This is a genomic window from Paenibacillus sp. D51F (assembly GCF_053345695.1).
Genome location: NZ_JBKFAO010000006.1, coordinates 165828 through 189961 on the forward strand (window position 1 = coordinate 165828; position 24134 = coordinate 189961).

General features: G+C 61.9%; 21 protein-coding genes and 1 riboswitch. Of the genes, 14 read left to right on the top strand and 7 right to left on the bottom strand.

Translation table 11 applies throughout. The features are described 5' to 3' along the window. Positions 1-729: an ABC transporter permease gene (locus tag ACLBWT_RS13140; RefSeq protein WP_447663555.1), complete on the top strand. Its 729-nt coding sequence runs from the start codon at positions 1-3 to the stop codon at positions 727-729. Positions 730-949: 220 nt separating this feature from the next. Here ACLBWT_RS13140 and ACLBWT_RS13145 read toward each other — a convergent pair whose 3' ends face one another. Further along, the gene (locus ACLBWT_RS13145; RefSeq protein ID WP_447663556.1) at positions 950-2317 is read right to left on the bottom strand and encodes a carbohydrate-binding protein; all 1368 of its coding nucleotides are present in this window, start codon (positions 2315-2317) and stop codon (positions 950-952) included. Positions 2318-2529: 212 nt separating this feature from the next. Between ACLBWT_RS13145 and ACLBWT_RS13150 the strand changes: the two genes are divergently transcribed. Next, positions 2530-3459, top strand: coding sequence for an aromatic acid exporter family protein (locus ACLBWT_RS13150; protein ID WP_447663557.1), 930 nt, complete (start codon positions 2530-2532; stop codon positions 3457-3459). 418 nt (positions 3460-3877) lie between these two features. On the opposite strand, the gene ACLBWT_RS13155 is transcribed toward ACLBWT_RS13150, so the two are convergent. Further along, complete coding sequence (locus ACLBWT_RS13155; RefSeq protein ID WP_447663558.1) at positions 3878-4792, bottom strand: LysR family transcriptional regulator; 915 nt, start codon at positions 4790-4792, stop codon at positions 3878-3880. Positions 4793-4989: 197 nt separating this feature from the next. Between ACLBWT_RS13155 and ACLBWT_RS13160 the strand changes: the two genes are divergently transcribed. Then, positions 4990-6057 carry a branched-chain amino acid aminotransferase gene (locus ACLBWT_RS13160; RefSeq protein ID WP_447663559.1) on the top strand — a complete coding sequence of 356 codons (1068 nt, stop codon included), beginning with the start codon at positions 4990-4992 and terminating at the stop codon, positions 6055-6057. 445 nt (positions 6058-6502) lie between these two features. On the opposite strand, the gene ACLBWT_RS13165 is transcribed toward ACLBWT_RS13160, so the two are convergent. Continuing rightward, positions 6503-7747 (bottom strand): MFS transporter, encoded by a 1245-nt coding sequence (locus ACLBWT_RS13165; protein ID WP_447663560.1) that lies wholly within the window; start codon positions 7745-7747, stop codon positions 6503-6505. A gap of 331 nt (positions 7748-8078) precedes the next feature. On the opposite strand from ACLBWT_RS13165, the gene ACLBWT_RS13170 reads away from it, so the two are divergent. The 10 genes from ACLBWT_RS13170 to ACLBWT_RS13215 all read left to right on the top strand — a co-directional run bounded on the left by ACLBWT_RS13170 (position 8079) and on the right by ACLBWT_RS13215 (position 20951). Continuing rightward, a complete protein-coding gene (locus ACLBWT_RS13170; RefSeq protein WP_447663561.1) occupies positions 8079-8975 on the top strand; it encodes an ABC transporter ATP-binding protein in 897 nt (298 codons plus the stop codon). Positions 8976-9013: 38 nt separating this feature from the next. Next, positions 9014-9757, top strand: coding sequence for an ABC transporter permease (locus ACLBWT_RS13175; RefSeq protein WP_447663562.1), 744 nt, complete (start codon positions 9014-9016; stop codon positions 9755-9757). Between the two features lies 1 nt (position 9758). Next, positions 9759-10892: a sensor histidine kinase gene (locus ACLBWT_RS13180; protein WP_447663563.1), complete on the top strand. Its 1134-nt coding sequence runs from the start codon at positions 9759-9761 to the stop codon at positions 10890-10892. After that, positions 10889-11491 carry a response regulator gene (locus ACLBWT_RS13185; protein WP_447663564.1) on the top strand — a complete coding sequence of 201 codons (603 nt, stop codon included), beginning with the start codon at positions 10889-10891 and terminating at the stop codon, positions 11489-11491. Before ACLBWT_RS13180 ends, ACLBWT_RS13185 begins: the two co-directional genes overlap by 4 nt. Before the next feature lie 165 nt (positions 11492-11656). Then, complete coding sequence (locus tag ACLBWT_RS13190; RefSeq protein WP_447663565.1) at positions 11657-16963, top strand: hemoblobin-interacting domain-containing protein; 5307 nt, start codon at positions 11657-11659, stop codon at positions 16961-16963. 188 nt (positions 16964-17151) lie between these two features. Then, a complete protein-coding gene (locus tag ACLBWT_RS13195) occupies positions 17152-18006 on the top strand; it encodes a cupin domain-containing protein (RefSeq protein WP_447663566.1) in 855 nt (284 codons plus the stop codon). 271 nt (positions 18007-18277) lie between these two features. After that, entirely contained in the window at positions 18278-19369 is a 1092-nt protein-coding gene (locus tag ACLBWT_RS13200) for a hypothetical protein (RefSeq protein ID WP_447663567.1), read from the top strand. Between the two features lie 76 nt (positions 19370-19445). Further along, positions 19446-19577: a hypothetical protein gene (locus tag ACLBWT_RS13205; protein WP_447663568.1), complete on the top strand. Its 132-nt coding sequence runs from the start codon at positions 19446-19448 to the stop codon at positions 19575-19577. Positions 19578-19666: 89 nt separating this feature from the next. Beyond that, positions 19667-20428, top strand: coding sequence for an RNA polymerase sigma factor (locus tag ACLBWT_RS13210; protein WP_447663569.1), 762 nt, complete (start codon positions 19667-19669; stop codon positions 20426-20428). A gap of 85 nt (positions 20429-20513) precedes the next feature. Further along, positions 20514-20951 (top strand): VOC family protein, encoded by a 438-nt coding sequence (locus ACLBWT_RS13215; RefSeq protein WP_447663570.1) that lies wholly within the window; start codon positions 20514-20516, stop codon positions 20949-20951. A gap of 159 nt (positions 20952-21110) precedes the next feature. Here ACLBWT_RS13215 and ACLBWT_RS13220 read toward each other — a convergent pair whose 3' ends face one another. Next, complete coding sequence (locus ACLBWT_RS13220; RefSeq protein ID WP_447663571.1) at positions 21111-21425, bottom strand: DMT family transporter; 315 nt, start codon at positions 21423-21425, stop codon at positions 21111-21113. Position 21426: 1 nt separating this feature from the next. Then, on the bottom strand, positions 21427-21771 hold the full coding sequence (locus ACLBWT_RS13225; protein WP_048745092.1) for a DMT family transporter: 345 nt from the start codon (positions 21769-21771) through the stop codon (positions 21427-21429). A 128-nt stretch (positions 21772-21899) separates the two neighbouring features. Continuing rightward, positions 21900-22008, bottom strand: a riboswitch (guanidine-I (ykkC/yxkD leader). A gap of 545 nt (positions 22009-22553) precedes the next feature. Here ACLBWT_RS13225 and ACLBWT_RS13230 point away from each other — a divergent pair. Further along, positions 22554-23027 carry a hypothetical protein gene (locus ACLBWT_RS13230; protein ID WP_447663572.1) on the top strand — a complete coding sequence of 158 codons (474 nt, stop codon included), beginning with the start codon at positions 22554-22556 and terminating at the stop codon, positions 23025-23027. Positions 23028-23196: 169 nt separating this feature from the next. Here the strand turns inward: ACLBWT_RS13230 and ACLBWT_RS13235 are convergent, their stop codons facing one another. Next, positions 23197-23439: a hypothetical protein gene (locus tag ACLBWT_RS13235; protein ID WP_447663573.1), complete on the bottom strand. Its 243-nt coding sequence runs from the start codon at positions 23437-23439 to the stop codon at positions 23197-23199. 63 nt (positions 23440-23502) lie between these two features. Beyond that, positions 23503-24090: an ATP-dependent Clp endopeptidase proteolytic subunit ClpP gene (gene clpP / locus ACLBWT_RS13240; protein WP_447663574.1), complete on the bottom strand. Its 588-nt coding sequence runs from the start codon at positions 24088-24090 to the stop codon at positions 23503-23505. Positions 24091-24134: the final 44 nt, after the last annotated feature.

Here is a 24134-nt window from a genome sequence, read left to right on the forward strand (position 1 = left end):
ATGGCGAGATTATTGGCATCCGAATGGATCAAGCTGAGACGCTCCATCATCTGGCTGCTGCTGCCGGCCAGCCCGCTGCTCGCATTCGTCGCAGGCTGGAGATCCGGTCTCAGCTACGAGGGAGCTGCGGCCTGGAGGGAGGTGCTCGCAGTCGGCGCGACGGTGCACGGGTACTTCTTTCTCCCGCTGCTGGTCGGCATCTTCGCCGCTCTGCTCTGCCGCTTCGAGCACGCTTCCGGCGGCTGGAAGCAGCTGCTCGCCCTTCCCGTCCGTCCTGCGGCTGTCTACGGAGCGAAGCTCGCGACGATCATGGCGCTGGTCGCCATCCTGCAGCTGCTGCTGTTCGCCGCCATCGTCTTGGCGGGGCTGCTGCGCGGGCTGGATGCTCCCGTTCCTTGGGGCATGGTCGGCATGTCGGCTTTCGGAGGCTGGCTCGCCTGCCTTCCTCTGGCCGCGCTCCAGCTGCTCGCGTCCACTGCTTTCCAGAGCTTCGCGGCGCCGCTCGCGGTCAACGTCATCTTCACGCTCCCCAACATGCTCGTCGCCAACTCGCGGGACTTCGCTCCCTGGTACCCGTGGGTGCAGCCGCTGCTGGCGATGGTGCCGCAGGATGCGTACGGCTTTGGCGCGTTCAACGTCTCTCTCGAGACTTTGCTCGCCGTCATCGGGGGCAGCTTCCTCGTCTTCCTCTGCTCCGGCTTGCTGTACTTCGTCCGGAGAGCGGTCTGATGGAGCCGGCGGACTTCCGTGGCGAAGAGCGGGGCGATAGGTACCTAGCCTTGAAGTGGTTGACGGATTGAAAGCCAGAGACCGGATTTCTAGACGCAAAAAAAAAGCTGCTCCCGAGCGCCAGTCAGGCGCTTTGGAGCAGCTTTTGCTTTTTTATCCGCATTCAGCGGAAGCAGGCTTCATCCCGGCATTCAGACGCAGCAGGCTTGCAACACGGCATTCAGCCGAAGTAGCCCTTCATCGCATTGGACCAGGCGTAGCCGGTCGTCGCGTCCCAGTTGATCGACCATGTCATGACGCCGCGGAAGCCCGCGTAGCCGGCCGGAGTCTGGAGCGTGTAGCCGCCGCCGAACGACTGGCCTTTGGTGATGTAGTTCAGCGCCTTCACGATGTCGGCCGGAGCGGTGTAGCCGCCGCCCGCAGCGGCCGGCGAGGACGGCAGCCCGATGGCGACTTGGTCCGCGCGCAGGGCGGGGAACATGTTGGCGGTGTTGCCGGCTACCGCGAAGCCTTTCAGCAGCACCTCGGCCATGGCGACCTGGAAGTCGGCCGTGCCCTGGGAATAGGACTTGCCGTCGAGCGCTTGCATGGAGCCGCTGTTGTAATGCTGGACATGGATGTAGTCGAGTTGGTCACGGACGGCGTAGATGACGGGCAGGTAAGCTCCCCAGGGTCCGCCGTAGGCGACCTGGCCGCCTTGGACGTAAGCCGTCTCGGGAGCCATCGTCAGGTCGAAGCCGGAGCCGTACGAGGCCATGATTTCCTTGATGGCCGCGATCAGATTGACGATCTTGGGCGTCGTCGGATTTTTGAAGTTGGAATCGCCGCCGTTCAAGGAGAGAGAGGCGCCTTCCAGGTCGATGTCGATGCCGTCGAAGCCGTAGGTGCCGATGATGGATTTAAGAGAGCTGACGAAGCTGGCCTTGTTCGCCGCGGTTTCCAGATCCACCGTGGCGTTGGCGCCGCCGATGGAGATGTGGACGCGCTTGCCTTGGCTTTGCAGGTAGGCGACATCGGCCTTGAACTGCGCCGGCGTCGTCTGGAACGGCGTGAACGTGAGCGTCGCGTGGTCGCTGAGCGTCTCGGCGAAGCTGACGTTGATGACGTTGAAGTTGTTCGAGACGTTGCGCAGCGGGATGACGCCGGAGCCGTTGTCGAAGTTATGCCAGTAGCCGACGACCACTTTGCCGGTGGACGGAGTCGCGGTCGGCTTCGGCGTCGGAGTCGGGGTCGCGGTAGGAACCGGAGTCGCGGTCGGAGTTGCCGTCGGTTTCGGCGTAGGGGTCGGAGTTACGGTCGGTTTTGGAGTCGGAGTCGGCGTGACGGTCGGAGTCGGTGTGGCGCTAGGCGTCGGAGTCGGCGTCGTGCCGCCGGTCGGCGTCCACAGCGCCGGCACGTTCGGCGGCTCCCAGCCCGCAAGGGCGGTATGGGATTGCAGGCATTTGTAATCCTTGCCGCTGTACGTGACGACGTCTCCCGTCTTGTAGGCGGTTCCGGGTGTCCAGGCCGCGGCGCCGAATACGGTGGCCGGCAGCAGCGAGACGAGCAGCAGAAGGACGAGCGTCATGGCCAAGCCTTTGCTTTTCATAAGTACATCCCCTTTCGCAGCGGCTCCTTCCTGGAGTCCGCCTCTCTATTGGACCACGAAAGGACCGGGCGGATAAGGGATAAATTTCATAGGGGACAGGGCATATTTTCCTTTGCCGAAGATTTTCCGATTCGAAAAGGCCCGAGGGGGGATGGTATAATAGCTTATCTTATCGTTGAAGACGATTTCTTTATCTGACAAGGAGCCTCATCATGCGAATCGGATTTCGTACCTGGAAAACGGCCGTCGGAGTCAGCCTGTCCGTCCTCATCGCGCAGCAGCTCGGACTGCTCAACTTCGCATCGGCGGGCATTCTGACCCTGCTCTGCATTCAAAAGACCCGCAGGCAGAGCCTGTCGGCCATATTGGACCGGCTGTTCGCCTGTTTGATCGCCATCGCCATATCGGGGGCTTTCTTTGAATGGGCCGGCTATTACGCGCTTCTATTCGTTCCCATCTATTTGATCCTGATTCCCCTCTGCGTGAAGCTCGGCATCCAGGGAGGCATCGCGAGCAGCTCCGTCATTATGATGCATGTCTATATCCATGAGGGCGTGACGCTGAAATTCATCGGCAACGAGCTTCTCCTCATCCTGATCGGGCTGGGGCTGGCGCTGATCGTCAACCTCTATATGCCTGGAATCGACCGCAAGGTGCGGGAGCTGAAGAACGGAATCGAGCAGCGCATGGAGAATATATTGCGCGAGCTGGCGCTGTATCTGAAGGAAGGAAGCACCCTCTGGGACGGACGCGAGGTGTTGGAGCTGGACAAGCTGCTGGACGAGGCGCGGAGCCTCGGAATCCAGGCGACCGAAAACGACTTCAGCGGGCGCCGCAGCTTGTTCTATGCCTATTACGAAACGCGCCGCAGGCAGGTGGAGATTCTGAAGATGCTCATTCCGCTCTGCTCGCAGGTCGACGGACGGCTGGAGCAGGGGGAGCGCATCGGCGGCTTCCTGCTGGATCTGGCCGACAACTGGAATTCCATTCCGGTCGGCCGGGATTACCATGCCAAGCTGCGCGCCATCCGCGACTATCACAAGGAGCTGCCGCTGCCGGAGACGCGCGAGGAGTTCGAGACACGGGCCAGCCTGTACGGCCTTGCGAACGAGCTGGAACGGTTCATTCTGACGCTGGCGTAGGCCGGCGCAGAAGGAGCCGTTTTTCTTTTTTTTCCACAGGAGCCTGATTCCCAAAAGGAACATCGCGCTGCCGTCAGCCCGAGAAGCGCAGGCGCGGCGGAGGGAACGCCGGTGAAGCTCGTAGAAGGAAACAGCGCATGGAAGCACCTTGAGACTCCTACCGATCAAGATAGCGTCTAGCGGCACGTGTACAATGACATGTCCTGGTCCAGCGGCAGCGCGCCGCTAAGGCGCGTACGAGATCGCCGTCGAGGCGCATCAGCAGAGCAAGAGCAGGTGCAGGAGGGGAATTCCCGGCGGCCACCTCCGGGCAGCGGAATAAATGAAAAACGCAAGCGAGGCGATCAGCTCCTGATCCCGGCGCTTGCGTTTTTTCTATGAAGAGAGGATAGCGTGGCCGGGAGGCGAGAGGGAGGCGTCAGCCGCTGTCCGCCGCGTCCTGCGTTTCGTTCAGCAGCGTCTCGATGAAGCGCTCGGAGCTCTTGGACAGGTAGCGGTCCCGCCGCCAGACGATGCCGACCTCGGAGTGGAAGCTTTCGCCGTCGAGCTCCCGCAGCTCGATGCCGGACATCTGGAACGAGGACAGCACGGAGCGCGGCAGGACGGTTGCTCCGATGCCTTCCGCGACAAGGGCCAGAATGACGGCGACGCTGGAGCATTCGCACAGGATATGCGGCTCGCAGCCGGCGCGGTGGAATTCCTCCAGCAGCTTCTCATGCATGGCGGTTGTCCGCTCGGTCTTCAAGGTGAGAAAAGGATGCTTGGCGAGCTCGGCAAGCGTAATCGGACCGGGACGCGCGAGCGGCCAGCCGGACGGCAGAATGGCAGCGAACGGATCGGAGGGCAGATAGGCGATCTGGTAAGCGGCCGGCTCGGCGTCGAACTCGAACGGCAGCCGGGTGACGATCAGCTCGATCTCTCCCGCGTCCAGCTCCTGTCCGAGCGAGAAGTGGTCGCCTTCATGAACCTTGAACGTCACCTCGGGATAGCGGGCATGGAACTGCCGGATCGGCTCCGGCAGCAGGGAGATGCAGGATACGACGGCTCCGACGGACAGCACGCCGCGGATGCCTTCCCCTTGCTCGCGCACCTGCTGGAGCGCATCGGAGAATTCCCGCATGAGCCGCTCCGCCCTTTCGAGCAGCAGCTTGCCGGCGGCGGTAAGCCTCAGGCTGCGGCCGGTGCGGTCGAACAGCCTGACGCCGAGCTCCTCCTCCATCTGCCTGAGCTGGCGGCTGAGCGGCGGCTGCTCCATATGCAGCGCGCGGGCGGCCCGCGTGATCTGGCCTTCCCGGGCGATCGTCGCGAAATAATTCAGCTGGCGCATATCCATATCGAAATCCTCCTATTTGGGGAACAATGGAAGAAAGGCCGCGAGCGGGCGCTCAGCGGCATCCATACCTGGAAGGTATGGGAAGCTGAATGAAACCGATCCTTTAACTATAGGGGATCAAGTGGTAGGATGACTAGTAGAAGAATGAACGGGACGCCCCCGGCGGGCAGACTCCCGGAGAGAGGAAGTTAAGAGTAATGGCATACGATTTCAAGCATGAGCGCACGGCTTCCCCGAGAACGAAGGAATCGCTTCAGGGCTCGGTATTCGGCACCCGCTTCACGGACCATATGTTTATTCTGGACTATGACAAAGGGCAGGGCTGGCATGACGGACGCATCGTTCCTTACCAGCCGATCTCGCTGGATCCGGCGGCCAAGGTGTTCCACTACGGCCAGACGATCTTCGAAGGGCTCAAGGCGTACCTGACCGCTGACGGCCGCGTCCTGCTGTTCCGTCCCCGCAGCAACATCAAGCGGATGAACCTGTCCAACGCCCGCCTCAGCATTCCGCAGCTCGACGAGGAGCTCGTGCTGGAGGCGCTGCGCCAGCTGATCCAGGCCGAGCGCGACTGGGTGCCGTCCGAGGAAGGGACCTCGCTGTACGTGCGTCCGTTCGTCATCGCGACGCAGCCGACGCTGGGCGTCGCTCCGTCCCATCAGTACAAATTCATGATCATCCTCTCGCCGGTCGGCGCCTACTACGCGGAGGGCGTGAATCCCGTCTCCATCTACGTGGAATCCAGCTACGTCCGCGCGGTGCCTGGCGGCGTCGGCGAAGCCAAGACGGCGGGCAACTATGCGGCCGGCCTGCAGGCGCAGGAGGAAGCGACGGCCAAGGGCTATTCGCAGGTGCTCTGGCTCGACGGCGTGCACCGCAAATACATCGAGGAAGTCGGCAGCATGAACGTGTTCTTCGTCATCGGCGACAAGGTCGTGACGCCGGCGCTGAACGGCAGCATCCTGCACGGCATCACGCGCGACTCCGTCATTACGATGCTGAAGCACTGGGGCTACGACGTGGAGGAGCGCCAGCTCTCCATGCAGGAAGTCGCGGACGCCTACCATGACGGCACGCTGAAGGAAGCGTTCGGCACGGGCACCGCGGCCGTCATCTCGCCGATCGGCGAGCTGTACTGGCAGGGCGAGGCGATGCCGGTCAACGGCGGCAAGACGGGCGCTCTGTCCCAGCGTCTGTACGACGAGGTCACCGGACTGCAGCGCGGCGAGAAGGAAGATCCGTTCGGCTGGACGATGGAGCTGTAATCAGCAGCGGATCGCGAGATTTCGTCTCGCAGCCTTGTAATCGGACTCGCAGGCAACAAGACCCCTGGACACTCTTCAAGCGAAGAGATGTCCGGGGGTCTTTTTTTTTCGATCTTCGAGCTTGTGTGGAACTATGCGGAACGGCGGGGGCGGATTCCTTCTTGATCTCGCAGCTCCGATGGAAAGGGGTTGAACAACAATGCGAAGGGACTGTCTCAAAAGCGGATGGCTTTGGGGGAGGCCGCTGAAAAACAAGCGAAGGGCGCGGAATCGTTCTGGAGAAACGAAAGTGGTCGCCTTTGTCACCGGATTTCAACCACAAAAACGGCAAGAATCAGAGGAATACGGGGACAACAGCGATCGGAAGAATGATCCGCGCACGCAACGGCAACTTTTTCAGTGCCCTCCTCTGGGGCAGCCCCTTTCTCCATCATCAAGCCAAGCTCTATAAAGCTGCCTGCGCCTGTTCGGGAGCTCGATGATTCAGGATCGGCATCATGACCATCGCGCCGAGGAGGAACAGCAGCCCCGAGCCGCTGTAGATGGCTACGAGCGGGAACGCGCTCTTGAGCACGCCGGCGACGGACATGGATATGACCATCATGCCGATGAACAACGGATTCAGCACGCCGTTCACCCGGCCGACGATCGTTGGATTCGACCATTTCAGGATCATCGTGCTGATGCCGATGTGGATGCACGGGAACACGAGTCCGTTGACGAACTGGGTGACGAGCGTGAGCGGCACGCTCGTCGAGAAGCCGACGATGACGGTGCATACGGCTCCGACGAGCATGCCGGTCGCCAGCAGCAGCTGCGGAGAGACGCGCTTGGCGAACGTCGCCACGATTCCGCCCCCGATCAGCATGGCCACGCCGCTCACCATGAGGAGGTATTGGAGGAACTCCTTGTCCCGGCCGAGGCGCTCCGTCACGATGAACAGGTTGAGCGCCTGGGCGATGCCGACCGCGAGCCCGGCCAGGATGAAGGCCAGGCCCAGCATGCGGAGCACCTGGCTCTGCCAGACGTACCGGAACCCTTCCGCCAGCTCCCGGAAGAACTGCCCCTTCGCCGCAGCCGCGCGCGGCTGCGGGAGATCTTTGGGCAGCCGGACGAGGACGAGCGCGGAGAGCAGGAAGGCGAAGCCCATGACGGCGACCGACGTCTCCAGGCCGAAGCGGCTGTAGACGAACGTGCCGAGCATGGGGCCGAGCACCATGAACGTCGCTTGCAGCGATTGGAACAGAGCCATGCCCTGCTGCATCTGCGTCTCCGGCACATGCTGCTTGAACAGCCTCATTCCGGATGGCTGGGAGAACTGCGACAGGATGGCGGATATGAAGGCGACGAGGTACACCGACTCCCAAGAGCCGAAATGGATGGCCAGCAGGACGACGAACACGGATACGGCGGATAGGAGGTCGCACCATACCATCGTCCGTTTGGGCGGCCAGCGGTCGGCGAACGTTCCGCCGATGAACGAGAAGACGAATATGGGGGCGAATTCGGCTACGCTGATAAGCGATATGGCGTACGGATCGTTGTTCGTTTTCTCGGCGACAAAGAGGAGGATCGCGAAGTTCCGCACCCAGATGCCGATCTGCAGAAGCATGCTCGAGAGCAGGATCGTCTGCAGGAAACGGTTGCGGAAAAGGCTCGGAGGAGACTCCGCCGCGGATGGAATGCTCATGGTATCAACCACCTTTTTGGATGAAAAAAATTCGAGGCCCGGGCAGGCTTAATTGACCTCCGCATCCATTGTATGTGTATTCGGCTTCTAATTCAGGTCAAGTTTTCTTTTAATTGAATTTTCCGGAAAGTAAACGGACGGAAGTCAAGGAGCCGTGCCTGCATGATCGGCGAGGTCGGCCGGTCTCGTGAGCGGATGCCCTTATCCGGCGCATGACAACTGTCATGCGAAACGGATGATACGTTTGAATTCAAGTCCGTTCCCGCTTCCCTTAAGCTGAAAGCAGGTAGTCGAGCACGGCCGAACGAGGCCGAACGGGAGTGGAAACGAAATGAACCATGAGCCTGCCATCCAGATCGATAACGTGACGAAGCAATTCAAGGATAAAAAAGCCGTCGACCGCCTCAGCCTGAAGATCGAGAAAGGAAGCGTGACGGCGCTGCTCGGACCGAACGGAGCCGGCAAGACGACAACGGTCTCGATGATTCTCGGCTTGATGAAGCCGACGAGCGGCACGGTGAAGCTGCTCGGCGGAGATCCCCGCGATCGGGGGGCGCGAAGCCGGATCGGGGCGATGCTGCAGGACACGAGCGTCATCGATTGCCTCAAGGTCGGAGAGACGATCGACCTGTTCCGCAGCTACTACAGCCAGCCGCTCCCGCTGGAGCGGCTGCTGGAGATCTCCGGCCTCGGCGGGGAGCGGGGCAAGCTGGCGACGTCGCTGTCGGGAGGGCAGCAGAGGAGGCTGGGCTTCGCGCTGGCCGCGGCGGGAGACCCCGAGGTGCTGTTCCTCGACGAGCCGACGGTCGGCATGGACGTCACGGCGCGCGCGCTGTTCTGGGATACCGTCCGGGCGATGGCGGGCAGGGGCAAGACCGTCCTGATGACGACCCATTACCTGGAGGAGGCGGATCAGATCGCCGATCGGGTGGCGGTCATCAGCCAGGGCAGGCTGATCGCCGACGGCACGCCGAGCAGCATCAAAGCCTCCGCGACGGGCCGCTGCATTTCGTTCACGGCCGGAGAAACGCTGACGCGCGACATGCTGCTCGCCGTTCCTGGAGTCGCGGATATCGACTGGAAGGGCAGCCGGGTGAAGCTGTACAGCGCCGACACGGACCGGCTGATCGGCGTCCTGCTGGAGAGGAAGCTGCCGATGCGGGATATCGAGATCCAGAGCGGAGGCCTCGACGAGGCGTTCCAAAACCTGCTGAAGAAAGCCCAGTGACGAGGCAGCGAAACCCCAATGCCAAGGAGAGATTCCCGATGAACCAAACCTATAGAGCGACATGGGCGCAGTGCCGCGCCGAAATGCTCCGCACGATCCGCAACCGCCGCTTCGTCTTTTTCTCGATCTTGATGCCGGCGGCTTTCTTCTTCATCTTCACCGGCACGATGGACGGAGGCGGAATACACAACTGGGCGGCGTATTACCTGATGTCGATGACCTCCTACGGCGTAGTCGGGGCGAGTCTGGTCACCTTCGCCCAGCGGGTGTCCAAGGAACGCGCCCAGGGCTGGATCCGGCTGCTCCGCATGACTCCGCTGCCTTCCGGCGCCTACGTCCTATCCAAGGCAGCCGCTCAAGGCGTCATCAATATCGGGCTTATTCTCGTCCTGTTCCTGACGGGCGGTTTGAGCAAGCCGATCGATCTGCCGGCGTCCGTCTGGATCGAGGCGGGCCTATGGATCTGGATAGGCGGGTTCGCCTTCATGGCGCTCGGCATGCTGCTCGGCACGATGAGGAACAGCGACGTCGTGCAGGTGCTGGCGACGATTCTCTATATGTCCCTCTCCATCGTCGGAGGCTTATGGATGCCCACCGCCACGATGCCGCAGATCATGCAGACGATCGCCAAGTTCACGCCGACGTATCGGATGGGCCAAGGGCCGTGGGCGCTCATCGGCGGGCAGCCGGTCGATTGGAGCGGGATCGGGGTGCTGGCTGTTTATATGATTTTGTTTATGGTAGTATCCGCTTATATCATGAAAAAACAGGAAGCGGTGTAGGATGGCCAAAAAAGGCAGGCGGCCCCGCTCGGGTCCGCCTATTTATTTCCCCCTCGTCTGGTTGGTCTACTTGACCTTTCCGGTCGCCAGCATCCTGCAGCTGCCGGCCGGGGAACGGGCGGCTTCGTTCGGGCTGCTCGGCGCGTTCAGCGCCTTGTATGTCTACAGCTTCCTCAAGCCGAAGCATCGTCTCGCGGGCATTTTGCTGCAGCAGGCGATCATCGCTTATTTCAGCGCGAGGCTCAGCATCAACTTTTTGTACATGGCGTTTTTCCCGTCCCCGATCATCGGCTTCCTGAAGTCGGGGCGGCAGGCGGCGGCCGGATTGTCCGGCATGGCGCTCCTGTTCGCGGCCACGGTATGGCTGCAGAGAGATGATATCCAAGGCGGAGATCTGCTGCAGCTCGTCCCTGCGCTGATCATCATGCTCGTCATGCCGCTCGGCATCCGGATAGGGATGAGATCGCGCGAGCTGCGGGAACGATTGACCATGGCCGAGGAGGAGATCGCCCGCTTGTCCAAAAACGAAGAGAGGCAGCGCATCTCGAGAGACCTGCACGATACGCTGGGCCATACGCTGTCGCTCATTACGCTGAAGGGCGAGCTGGCCGAGCGGCTCGTGCGGGGAGACCCGGCGCGCGCCGAGCAGGAAGCCCGCGATATTCAAGCCGCCTCGCGGGCGGCCTTGAAGCAGGTGCGCGAGCTGGTGTCGGGGATGAACGGCGCGACGCTCCGGGATGAGCTGCTCCATGCGCGGCAGATTCTGGCGGCGGCGGGCATCGCGCTGAACGCAGGGAGCATGCCGCCGGAGGGGATCGTGCCTGCGCTTGCAGACAATATCCTCGGCATGTGCCTGCGGGAGGCGGTCACGAACGCCGTCAAGCATAGCAAGGCTTCCGAGCTTGAGGTGCGCTGGTCGGCCGTTCCGGACCGGATGGAGCTGTCCATCCGGGACAACGGCAGAGGGATGGCGGAATGCCCGGCGGACGGACCCGGCACGGGCAGCGGGCTGGGGAGCATGAAGGAAAGGCTGAAGCTGATCGAGGGCAGCCTGGCGGTAAGCTCCGTTCCGGGAAAAGGGACGGAGCTGGTGCTGGCGGTGCCGCTCGTATCGAAAGGAGCCGTGAAGCGATGAAGGTCGTGCTGGCGGAGGATCAGGGCATGCTGAGAGGCGCGATGGCGGCTCTGCTCGGCATGGAAGACGATATCGAGGTGGCGGGGCAGGCTGCGGACGGCCTGCAGGCATGGGAGCTGATCCAGTCGGTCAATCCGGATCTGTGCGTGCTGGACATCGAGATGCCGCTTATGACGGGACTGGATGTGGCGGAGAAGCTGAAGGAAAGCAGGCATCCGTGCAAGGTCGTCATCCTCACGACGTTCTCGCGGTCGGGGTACTTCCAGCGGGCCATGAAGGCCGGCGCGCGCGGCTTCCTGCTGAAGGATTCGCCCGTCAGCGAGCTGGCGGCGGCGCTGCGCACCGTGCATGCCGGAGGCCGCGCGGTGAGCCCGGAGCTCGCGCTCTCGTTCTGGGAGGCGGAAAATCCGCTGAACGAGCGGGAACGGGAAATTCTGAAGCTCGCCGGAGAAGGGCTGTCGGCCGGCGATATCGCCGGGAGGCTGTTCCTGTCGGCGGGCACGGTGCGCAATTACTTGTCGGAGGCGATCCAGAAGCTGGACGCCCGGAACCGGATCGACGCCTGCGCCATCGCGGAGAAGAACGGCTGGCTGGACTAGCCGTTCTTTTTTGCGTCCGCATGTGTCCGAATGGTCGCTGGGATAGAGGGTTAACCGAATTTCAGTAACCCCATCCGAAATTATGGGGATATTATCCATCCTTGTCATTCGTTATTATTAGGAGGATTCAGTCTTGTAAGCGGTACCAATCAGGAGGGGAAGTCATTGGGAAAAGCAAAATCCGTTGCGGCGCTGCTCGGTGCGCTGCTGATCGCCGGCGGAGCCGTTCCGGTCTACGGAGCGGCTCCGGCCGCCAAGGAAACAAAAGCAGGTTGCAGCAGCCCGGTCATGGAAAGATGGGCGGCGCTCGGTCTGGCCAGCGGTTATCCGGGCGGAGCGTGCAAGCCGGATGCGGCGGTTACGCGCGCGGAGCTTGCCCAGCTGATGGCAAGGCTGTTCGGGCTGGCCGATGACGGCTCGGAGCTGGACAAGCCGTACAGCGATGTGGCGGCAGCCTCCTGGTACTCGCAGGCTGTGCGGGCAATCGGGAAAGCAGGCGTCGCACAGGGCTTCCCGGACGGAAGCTTCCGTCCATCGGCCGCGGTGACGCGCCAGGAGGCCGCGGCCATGGCGGCCAAGCTGTTCAGGCTGCCGCTCGGAACAGGCAGCAGCCTGAACGGCTTTTCGGACGGAGCCGGCGCTGCGGCCTATGCGAAGCCTGCCCTTGAGGCGCTGCTTGCCGGAGGATATTTGAAGGGATACGAAGACGGCAGCCTGAAGCCGCAGCGGCCGATCACGCGCTCCGAGGCTGTCACGCTGCTGGACCGGCTGGCTCCTGCGATGGTGCTGAAGGACGGCAGGCAATCGAACGGCTCAGCGGGAAATATGCTGATCCGGGCCGGAAATACGGTCATTGAGAATTCGCGCATCAAGGGCGATCTCTATATCGCTCCCGGCGTCGGCGAGGGCGATGTCACTCTGGAAGGAGTCACGGTGGAAGGACGGGTCCTCGTTCAGGGAGGCGGCGTCAACAGCATTCATTTCAAGCATTCGAGCGCCGGCTCTGTCGTGGTCGACAAGGCGGGCTCGCCGGTGCGCGTCGTGCTTGAGGATGGCAGCCGGACCGGCAGGCTGTCGGTCGACAGTCCGGCGGCAGTCGAGATCGGCAGCGGCTCCACAGCTGACGAGGTCGAGCTCGGCGAGCATGCGGGCAGCACGTCGCTGGACGTGCGAGGCTCGATCGGACGCCTGACAGCCAAGGCGGGAGGCGCCAGCCTGAACGGCAGCGCGTTGCAGCAGGGCCAGGCTGTCGGCGTGGTAGCGGGCGTCGTCGGCGCTCCCGGCGGCACGGGCTCGACAGCGTCGCCAAGCGCGTCGCCAAGCATGACGCCGGCGCCGTGGGCGGGCACGCCGGCGCCGAGCGCGACGCCGACGCCGAGCGCGACGCCGACGCCAAGCGCGACACCGGCGCCAAGCGCGACGCCGGCGCCAAGCGCGACACCGGCGCCAAGCGCGACGCCGACGCCAAGCGCGACGCCGACATCGAGCGCGACGCCGACGCCGGGAACGGAGCTCAAGGCTCCGCCCGTGCTTCAGCCCGACGGCGACGACAACACGGCCGGACGCGCCATGGTGCTCTCTTTTGAGGAGGACAGCCTGTGGAGATCCGCCATTACGGCCGTGAGCGTGAACGGATCCTACCTGAATGCAGGAAGCTATCATGCGGATTCGCCAGGCATGCTGGAGATCAGTGCAGGAGCGTTCCCGGGCAAGGGCACATATACCGTGAACGTGGAAGCGAAGGGCTACCGGAACGTACAGGTCCAGCAGCAGGTCGGGGAGTGGATGCTGAGCTGGTCGGACGAGTTCAATGGAAACGCAGCGCAGCCGGACACGAACGGAGTCGACCTGTCCAAGTGGGGATACCAGCTTGGCAACGGCTCGGATTACGGCGTTTCCGACTGGGGGAACAACGAGCAGCAGTTTTACCGCAAGGAGAACTTGAAGGTGGAGAACGGCGGCCTCTTCATCGAAGCGCGCAAGGAAAGCGTGAACGGAAAGCCGTATACCTCGGGCCGGCTCTGGACGTCGCCGACCTTCAGCCAGGCTTACGGCAAGTTCGAGGCCCGCATGAAGCTGCCGGCCGGCCAAGGATTGTGGCCCGCCTTCTGGCTCATGCCGAAGGACAGCGTATACGGCACCTGGGCCGCCTCGGGAGAGATCGACATCATGGAGGCCCGCGGCCGCCTGCTCGACGAGGTCGGGGGCACGCTGCATTACGGAAAGCCTTCGCCCAACAACCGATATACCGGCAAGACGTACACCTTCCCGGAAGGGGAGGACATCACCGGCTTCCACACGTACGGCGTGGAGTGGGAGCCCGGCGAAATCCGCTGGTACGTGGACGGCAAGGTGTACCAGACCCAGAGCCGCTGGGACAGCCAAGGAGCGGGACAGCCGGACAAATACGCGTTCCCGGCGCCGTTCGACCAGCCGTTCTATATCATTCTGAACATGGCGGTCGGCGGCAACTATGACGGCAACCGCCTGCCGGACGACTCGGTTCTTCCGGCCCGCATGGAAGTCGACTATGTCCGCGCTTACGAGATCGATGGCCGGCCTTATCGCACGCCGCAGGAGCCGGCAGCCGAGCGCGAGCCTGTGCCTGCGGACGCCAAGCTCCCGGTGGACGGCAGCTGGATCTACGACGAGACGTATGAGCATGGCCTGAAGGACATCGCGGCATCGGGGACGGCGCTCGATCCTCTGTACTGGAACTTCCTGCATACGCCGGACTTCGGTGGAGCGGGCAGCGCTTCGATCGATACGGTGGACGGCAAGAAAATGGCGAAGATCGCCATCTCCTCCGGAGGCGTGCAAAACTACGCCCTGCAGCTGATCCAGTACGCGACCTTGGTCAAGGGCCACGCCTACAAGCTCAGCTTCGACGCCAAGGCGGCGGCGGACCGGACGATCGCCGTGAAGATGGGCGGAGACGAGGACAACGGATGGGCCGTCTATACGGACCAGTTCTCGCCCGCTCTCGGAACGAGCCTGCAGCATTACGAGTACCGCTTCCTTATGAACGGCGACACGGATCCTGCCGCCCGGCTGGAGTTCAATGCCGGCTTGAATGCGAGCGCGGTATGGATCGGAGGCGTCAAGCTGGAGGAGATCGACAGCGTCGCCGATCCTTCCGCCGCCAAGGAACCTCTGGCGGACGGCAACCATGTCTACAACGGAGGCTTCGATCTCGGCACGATGGACCGGCTCGGCTATTGGACAGCCGCTCCTGCCGGCTCCGTCTCGGTTGACGCGGCAGCGCGCGAGGCGAGAATGCATGGTTCCGAAGGGACGCCGATTTCGCTGGAGCAGACCGGCCTCAACCTGCTGCAGACCGACGATTACGAGCTGACCTTCCGCGCCCGTGCTTCTGCCGCGGGACGCTCCGTGACCGCATCGATAGGCAGCGGCAACGGCTCCGCCGTCTTCGGCTCGCAGGCATTCGAGCTCGGCAGCGGAATGGACGAATACAAGCTTGCCTTCACGATGCCTGCAGGAGTTACGGATGTGCACGGCAAGCTCCGCTTCCTGGCGGAAGCCGGGGAGGGCGACATCCTGCTGGATTCGGTGCGTCTGGTGCGCACCTCCAACCGCAACGTCGATTACAGCGGAGTAGATCTGTTCCCGCTGAAGAACGGAGGCTTTGATGCCGGCTTCGATGGCTGGGAGCCGTTCCAGCAAGGAGCGCAGGCTTCCTTCGCCATGGATGGCGGAGCGGCGAAGATCGATATTGCGAATGCCGGCTCGGAAGCCTGGAACGTCATGCTCAATCAGGGAGGCATGAGCTTCGCCAAAGGTCTTACCTACCGGCTCGAGTTCGATGCCCGCGCAAGCGAAGCGCGCGGCATACTGACGACGCTGGAGAACGGAGCCTACACACGGCGCTTCGATTCCGGCACGCTGGCTCTTTCGACGGATTGGCAGCATTTCAGCTATGACGTGAAGATTCCGGAGAAGGAAAGCCTGGCGCTGAAATTCCAGCTCGGCAAGCTGCCGGGAACGCCGGCGGGCTCCCATCAGGTATGGATCGACAATGTCGTGCTGGAGGTCGCGGATGCTCCGGTCAAGCGGCCGCCGCTGCTCATCGCGGACCAGACCGGCAATACGGCCGGCGCTACGCTGGAGCTGACCTTCGCCGACGATGCGGCTTGGCGGGCGGCGGCTGCGGGAGTTGCCGTGAACGGACGCTTGCTGGAAGCAAGCTTGTACGAGCTGATGCCCGGCGTGCTGAAGCTGCTGCCCGGAGCGGTGAAGGAAGGCGGGACGGCTGTTGTGACGGTCAAGGCGGCCGGTTACGGAGATGCGGCCGTACAGCAGCCGGTCAAGGAAGCGGACGGCAATCTGCTGGCCAACGGGTCGTTCAGCGCGGAGGATGCGGGCTGGACCTACTGGAAGGGTGAGGGCGGCGATTCCGAGTTCTCGATCCAGCAGGGCAGGGCCCAAGCCGTCATCCTCAACAACGGCGGGATTCATCCCGAGTGGAAGGTGCCCGTCAGCTGGTCGGCCCAGCTCATTCAGAATAATCTGCAGCTTAAGGCCGGCCGGAGCTACGAGCTCAGCTTCCGCGCCTGGTCCGATGCGGACCGGCCGATCGCGGTGGAATGGGATCCGAACAAGACGTTGACGCCGTCCGTATTCCGTATTACCGGCGACGACCAAGCGATCTACCGGACGGTGATCAAGCCCGGGGCGGATATCACGACGCCGCTGAAATTCCTGCTCGGCAATGTAATCGACGGCGACGCCGCGACTCCGGCCAGCCGCCACACGGTATGGCTGGACGATATCGCGGTGCGGGAGATCGGCTCCGCTCCGACGCTTGCGGTCCAGGGAAGCAGCCAGGCCGGCCAAGACGTGCTGCTCGCTTTCGCGGATGATCCGGCTTGGAGGCAGGCGGTTTCCGCCCTCGTGCTGAACGGCGCCCCCGTTCCGGCGGACGCCTGGACGCTGGAGCCGGGCAAGCTGACGCTGGCGGCTTCGCTCTTTCCGCAAGCCGGCTCTTACCGGCTGACGGTCGAAGCCGCGGGGCATGCTCCGGCGGGGATCGTTATCCAGGCCGCTTCGTCGGCTCCGAATGTTGCCGTAGGCAAGCAGGCATCGGCATCCTCCGCCAAGCAGGCTGATGCGAACGCCGTGGACGGGGATTCCGGCACCCGCTGGGAATCCGAATCCGCGGATCCCCAGTGGATCGCCGTCGACCTCGGCGGCTTGTACCGGCTGGACGAGGCTGTCCTGCACTGGGAAGGAGCCTTCGCCAAAAGCTACCGGATCCAAGTCTCCTCCGCCGAAACGCCGGGCGACGCAGACTGGACGGATGCTTACATGCAGCCAGCCGGAAGCGGCGGGGTCGAGCGGATCGCCTTGAGCGGCGTCCAGGCCCGTCATATCCGCATGCTCGGCCTGCTTCGAGGCACGCAGTACGGCTACTCGCTATGGGAATTCGAAGTGTTCGGCAATCCGGCATCCTAGTGAAAAGGAAGGGCCGGCGCAGCGCGGAATCCGCGTCATGCGCCGGCTTTTTTCTCTTGCCTGTCCCCGTGCGTTACGAACGGACGAGCCGCCTGCTCCTCCTATAGTTTCAGTCATGTTGGAAAGGCGGCGTCCATATGTTCTACTAATCACGGCTTTCAGACATACGGACAGAAGGGAAGATGCGCATGGCCATTTCCTATATGGACTACACCTCGCCCGATCTGCAGTTTTTCTTCGACGTGAATAAAAGCAACGCGCTCTTCACCAACAGCAAAAACTACATCAACATTCTCGGCTACAAGCAGCTGAATACGCTCGGCAACGCCTCGATCCTCGATATTTTCATGAGCAAGGGCCATTATGTCGAGCCGCACTATCATCAGAACGCGACCGAGCTCGTATACTGCGTCTCCGGCAAGATTACCGTCTCGTTCATCAATCCGTTCACCAACAAGCTGTACAACATTCCGATCACGCCCGGCCAGGCGGCCAGCGTGCCTCAGGGGTGGTGGCACTACGAGATGGCGACCGAGGACAATACCCATGTCGTGGCGATTTTCGACGCTCCGATGCCGGAGGTCATTTTGGGCTCTGACATTTTGCGGCTGACTCCGCCGAAAGTTATGGCCGATGCGTATTGCCTCGACGAAGCCAAATGGAAGGAAGCCGTGGCGCCGATTACGAAAACGGTCGGCATCGGACCGCTCGACAGCTGCGGCAAAACCCGCGCCGACGGCGACTTCGAGGCGCCGTATGAGGATGAGCCGGGGCAGAGCCCTTATCAAGGCTATGGCTCGCCGCCGATATCGGAGCCTTATCAGGCGCAGGCCGATGCATATGCCCAGCAGCAGCCGTACGTTTATCGGACGCCGCCGTTCCCTTATGCGTCCTATCCGGCTTCTCCGTACCAAGCCGGCCCTTATCAGGGAGGCGGCTATCCGCAGGCGCATCAGCCTCCCGGCCAGCCGTATCCGGCGTATCCCTACGCTTCTTTACGGGTACCGGCAGCCCTGAAGCGCTTAAAATCCCTTGCGGTATAGGCAGCCCTGAAGCGCTTGATTCCCTTGCAGGTATTGGCCGTTCTATAAGATGCTCAAGTCCTCTGCATGCACCGGCTTCTCCGGCAACTGCCGGTCGGCAGAACCTCTTTTGCTCCTGAGCCATGCGGCTCGGGAGCTTTTTTAGTGCAGACCGGTTCTAGCCGATCTGATAGACTGGGAATTATTGGGGAGCGGAGGCGATCTCTTGGGCATGGAAGGAACAGGAGTAGGAGCAGGAAAAGGAAAAGGAAAAGGTAAAGGAAGAGGTGGGATGGGCAGAGCATGCCGGAGCCGTCTCCGGCTGGTTATCCTGCCCGTGCTTGCTTTGCTGGCCGTCATGTCAGCTCCTTGCGGGGCGGCGCTCGCCAACGGCGGGCCGGTCTACGAGCCGGCGGAAGGCTTCGGCCCGATGCGGCTGGAGCATTCGGAGAGCATACTTCTCATCCGGGAGAGGGTTTCCTACTTCATCCCGGATGACACTTCGGAACGCTACGGTCCATTTCCGGAGGTGACGGTCGACTACGAGCTGCATAACGGCGGCAAGGAGCAGCAGGTCGAGGTGCTGTTCCTGTACCCGGATGGGGACGGAATGGAAGGGCTGCGCGTGGAAGAGAACGGGGAAGCGCAGGTTCCCGTCACGCCGGCATCGGAAGATTCGCTTAAAGGCTTGATCGGGCGTCCGACGATCAGACCGACGATCATGGAGCCGTTCTCCGGCAAGCCACTTGTGACCCGCACAAGCGAACATGCGGTCGGCGGAGGCCGCTTTCCGCTGGTATTCCGGGCCGGCGAAACGAAGCGGGTCCGCATTTTCTACCGAGACCCGGGAGGCTGGGAGGAATCGGCTGTCGTCAACCGGGTCGGATCCCATCTGTATTACTTGTCCCCGGCCTCCTATTGGGCCGGCAAGCCGAAGGTCGAGCTGGAGGTCCGGCTTGCGGACCGCAGCTCGCGGCTCAGCTCCAATATCCCCATGAACAAAGAAGGACCGGGCTTGTACCGGGCCTTCCTGAGCAAGCTTCCGGAGGAGGAGTGGGTGTTCTCGCATGCTTCCGGGCATCGGCTGCTGTTTCCGCTTAACCGGCAGCCGGAATACAACCAGCTCGTCCTCCTGATTGCGGGCGTCGGTGGCATCCTGACCGCCATGCTGGCCGGCAGGCTGCGGCGGCTGTGGATCGCCTGGCTCGGAGCCGTCTTTTGGACCGCTCTCGTAATCGGGTCGATTGCCGATATGGGCGGTTATCCGTTCCAAGTCATTCTGATCCCGTTCGTGTACGGGGCGAATGCGGTGTTCCAGCTTGTCGTCGTGATTGCGGCAGGAAGACGGATAAGAAGGCGCAGAAGCAAGGTAGATACGGCTTGATGCGGGCAGGCTGACAGGCATGCCCGTATCAAGTCGCGCCTGCCTTCCGTGGTCACGATGTCCGCAGCCGGTCCCAATGCAGGCCGACAAGCTCGAGCAGCAAGGAATGATCGGAGCTGCCGGAGTTCAGCAAGGAATGTACGGCATGCCCGTGCAGACGTATGAAATGAGCGTTCCATGCATGGCCGTGATGATCGTTGCCCTCTGAGCGGATCGTCATTCCCAGCGGCGCGCCGACGGGCTATAATGGACTTCATATTCCTTATTTATCCATATGGCTGGGAAGGAGGGAAGATCATGGAGGAGGCTGGATTCCGGACGGTTCTGGAGGCGTACATCCCGGGCCTGCGGCGACGCTGCCTGCGGCTGGCGGGAGCGCGGTGGGATGCCCAGGATCTGGAGCAGGAGGTGCTGGCCAAGCTGCACCGGCTGCAGCTGCGCGAGCCGGAGCGGAGCCTCACCCAGGCTTATGTGAACCGGATGGCGGCAAATGCCTGGATCGACATCTGCCGCAGCAGGAGGAGCCGCGGGGAACAAGCCGGCGTCGAATTTGAGGAGGAGCTCCATGCTCCGCCCGCTTTGGGAGGTCCGGACGAAGCGCTGCGCATCCGCGTGCTGCTGGAGCAGCTCGCCGGCCGCCTGAATCCGAGGCAGATGACGATGATTCTGCTCATGGACGTCTTCCGCTTCACGGCAGGCGAGACTTCCCGCCTGCTCCGCCTGACGCCGGGGGCTGTCAGGGAAGGGCATAGGCGGGCGAGGCAGAGGCTGCAGGCGCTCGCCCGGGAGGAGCAGGAAGGGCAGGAGCAGGCAGCAGGGCAGGAGAGGGGCGGGCCGATCAGGCGCCAGAAATCTGTGGAACCTTTGCCGCCGCGCATTTTAGAGCGGTTCCTTGACGCTTTCCGACGAGGAGATGCCGAAGGCATATGCAGCGCCTATTTGTCCATAGCCTCGCATGGCGTGCAGGTGGACAAGGTCGAAGCCGGAGCAAGGCGGATTTCCTTCGCGTTCCGAGATCCGAGCGGGCATCTCATTCAATTATTTCAGGATTTGGATTGAAATCCGTGTATTTTCCAAGCAGGCTTCCGTTATAGAGGGCGAGAGCGCTCAACTATCCCATAAGATCCGAGGAGTGGATTTGAACATGGCCGTCAAAAACTATGCCGTCATCCAGCTGCCTGTCAGCAATCTGGAAGCATCGATTCATTGGTATCATCACGTTCTGGACATTCCGTTCACTTTTCCGTTCACGCCGGGCGATACCGAAGCCTGGCTGAACGTGGGCGGAGTCGGCCTCGGCCTCGTCAGCAGTCCGAACGTGCCCAAGCTGGAGTTCGAGAACATGCATGGCGTCGTGCAGCCGATCATCTCCCTGCAGGTCGACGATATTCATCAGGCGCATTCGAAGCTGCGCGAGCGCGGCGTGGAAGTGGGAGAGATGTCGTACAAGCCGGGCGGGGGTTACAGCTTCATCCTCCGCGACCCCGACGGCCATGTGTCCAATCTATGGGGGGGCTGGCCGAAGGAAGGCGACGAGGCTCCTGCCGATGCGGATGCTGAAGACGAGACGGCGAAAGCTTAACCCCGGGCTGGCAAGCCGCTGAGACGGCAGATGCTTGAAGAAAGCAAAGAGGAGGCTCCGGCGGGGAGTCTCCTTCTTGGCATTCAGGCTTCGGGGCGGGACAGCCCTCCCGATGGAACCTGATATAAACTTCAGAGCAGCATGCTCTCTATGTGCGGCCTATCCCGCCGCCTTCAGCCCGACAGCTGCTCCGAGCACGAGCATGATGAACAGGATGCGCAGCGGGTTTTTCGACTCGCCGTAGAACAGCATGCCTACCAGCGCTCCGCCGGATGCGCCGATGCCGGTCCAGACCGCATAGGCGGTACCCATCGGAATCGTGCGCATGGCGAGGGACAGCAGCGAGAAGCTCAGAGCGAAGCCGGCGGCCAGCAGCAGCAGGGAGACGAAGTCGCGGCGGCGGGTCAGCCGGTTCATCATGGCGACGCCGAAGATTTCGCATAGTCCGGCTCCGATCAAATAGGCCCAAGCCATCTCAATGCACCTCCCCGGATGCCGGTTCCTTGTCGTGGCTGACGAGCTTCAGCCCGATGACGCCGACGAGCAGCACGCCGATCAGAATCAGCTTGAGGACCTTGGCGGGCTCGCCGAACAAAATCATATCCGCGAGCACGGTTCCGGCTGTGCCGAGGCCGACAAAAACGGCGTATACGGTGCCGACCGGGAGCGTGCGGCTCGCGCTGATAAGCGCATAAAAGCTCACGAGGATGCAGACAGCGGTCGCGATCCATTCCCAGGCCGTGTCGGCATGCTTGAGCCCGATGACCCAGCCGACCTCGAAGAAGGAGGCGCCGATGATTTTAAGCCAGTTCGCATTCATGATGATGACCCCTTTCGAGCCGCAGATCTTGTCGCCGGGACGGGTGGGAAGCTGTATTCCAGCATGCCCCAAAAACGGGGCTGAGCATCAAATAAAGCCCGGAAGACAAACCGCTGCGAAAGCGGCTTATCTCCCGGGCTTTTATCCCTCCGTGTAAATGCGGATCCGTGCTCCGCATCGTTCCCTCTCGGACCAGACCGGCTGGACTTCAGCCGCGGAACCCTAGGCAACCTGAACTGCGCTATGGAATTCAGGCTATTGTATCAACAAGCGGCAGAGGAGGCAAGCGCGTTTGCGGCTGGAACTTTTTTGCAGATGGAGACGTCATACGGTTGGATGGGGATAGGGAAGACGTCGTTGAGGTTGATCATTGGGAATAGGAAAGACGCCGTCGTTAGGATGCTTGGTCCGAATGGGGACGACTTCGTTACGATAAACAGTCATAAATGGTCATGGAAAGGAAAAGGCTTCATGCGATGGGATGATCTTGAGAAGGAAGGCGCAGCAAGGATATAAGCGAGCAGGGGAGAGGATTGAATGACTGTCACCGCGAGACGAATCCATAGGCTGCACGCCGTTTTCCTGTTGTTGTCGATTGGAGCTTTGTTGATCAGTGCGGGCATGTGGAGATATGGAGTCGTCCATCAGGCTCCGGGAGAAATGGATGAAGCGACGAGCCAGGCTATTTTCGGGATGCTTGGGGCCGTTTTTTTCGGCGGCAGCTCGGCAGGAATCGGGCTCCTTTGGCTGGCCGGCAGAGGAATAGGGAGGGGGGATTCAGCATGAAGGGAACCACGCTTGTGCGCTATCTTTTGCTATACGGCATTTTTGTTGCCTTGTTTCTGGGAGCATTGCTTGGCGTGGAGCGGATTGAAGGGTATAAGATCGCGACGACCGAGTATTACGGAATGATGAATATAGGCGGCATCTATATCGCGATGATGTTCATCCTGACGGTAGCTGTCTACCCTGTCCTGGCGCTTCCGCTGACGCTGCTGGCCAACCGCTGGCTGCGGCATCCTGCGCTGCAAGCCGTGCTGTTCACGGGATTGGCCTTGTGGGCCGGCCTGTATCATTACAACAGCTACGGGGATTATTTCATCGAAGGGTACGGGCTCACCCCCTGGAGCTCGATATGGATCTTCGCGGCCGCGGGCCTGCTGTACACGGCAGCCAATATCGGTCTTGGCAGGCTGGCGGATCGAGCGGGAGATTCGGCGATCCATCCGCCCCTAGATCGTCATGGACCCGCTTGAATCCGTGGGCCGGCCCGGTCAATGGCAAGCATAAGCATCGCCGGTATCCGTCTGGCAGCCCGCTCATCCGGGTGCAAAAGCTCCGTCGATATCCGGTGGAAAGCCGGTCATCCGACAACCAAAAAGCCCCGCCGCCCATCCAATGGATGAGCACGGGGCGCAAGTCAGGTCATGCAAACCCGACCTTAGACTTCTGGCGTTCCTTGAGGTTGACCGATACGGTGCGGATCGAGGAGACGGGAATATACAATTCCTGATACTCCGTCTTGTATTTCACGAACTTGTCGTCCACTTCTTCCAGAATGCCTTCCCCGATATGGGTTCCGTCGAGAAAATGAATCAGCACCTGCTTGCCTTTCAACTGCTCCAGCATAGCCATCACCTCTGCGGTTAAAGTTGGATTCCATTCCATTGTACACCTACCGGATGCCGGCTTGGCAAAGTATTGATAGCCGAGCCGGACGCTCTCCTGTTCTCAAGGCTGCATGCTCGTAATGATATGGTCCACGATTCCATATTCCTGCGCCTCTTCAGCGGAAAGGAACGTGTCGCGGTCCGTATCCCGCTCGATGCGCTCCAGCGGCTGGCCGGTACGCTCCGCCGCGATCCGGTTCATCTTGTCCCTCAGCTTCAGGATGCGCGTTGCGGAGATGGCGATGTCGCTGGCCTGGCCCTGCGCTCCTCCTGAAGGCTGATGGAGCATGACCTCGCTGTTCGGCAGCGCTCCCCGCTTGCCCTTTGTACCTGCGAGCAGGAGCCAGGCTGCCATGGAAAAGGCCGTTCCGGTGCAGAGCGTCCGGACGTCCGGCTTCACGAACTGCATCGTGTCGTAGATGGCGAGGCCGGCGCTCGTGGAGCCGCCCGGGCTGTTGATGTACATATGAATGTCCTTGTCGGGGTCATCGGCGGCCAGGAACAGCAGCTGCGCGATGATCGCGTTGGCCATATTGTCCTCGATCGCCGTGCCGACGAATACGATACGGTCTTTCAGCAGCCGGGAATAAATATCATAGGAGCGTTCCCCCTTGTTGGTCTGCTCCACGACATAAGGGATATGGGTCACAGGTCGTCATCCTCCTTCGCTGGATGGGTCGGAATGGTTTTGCC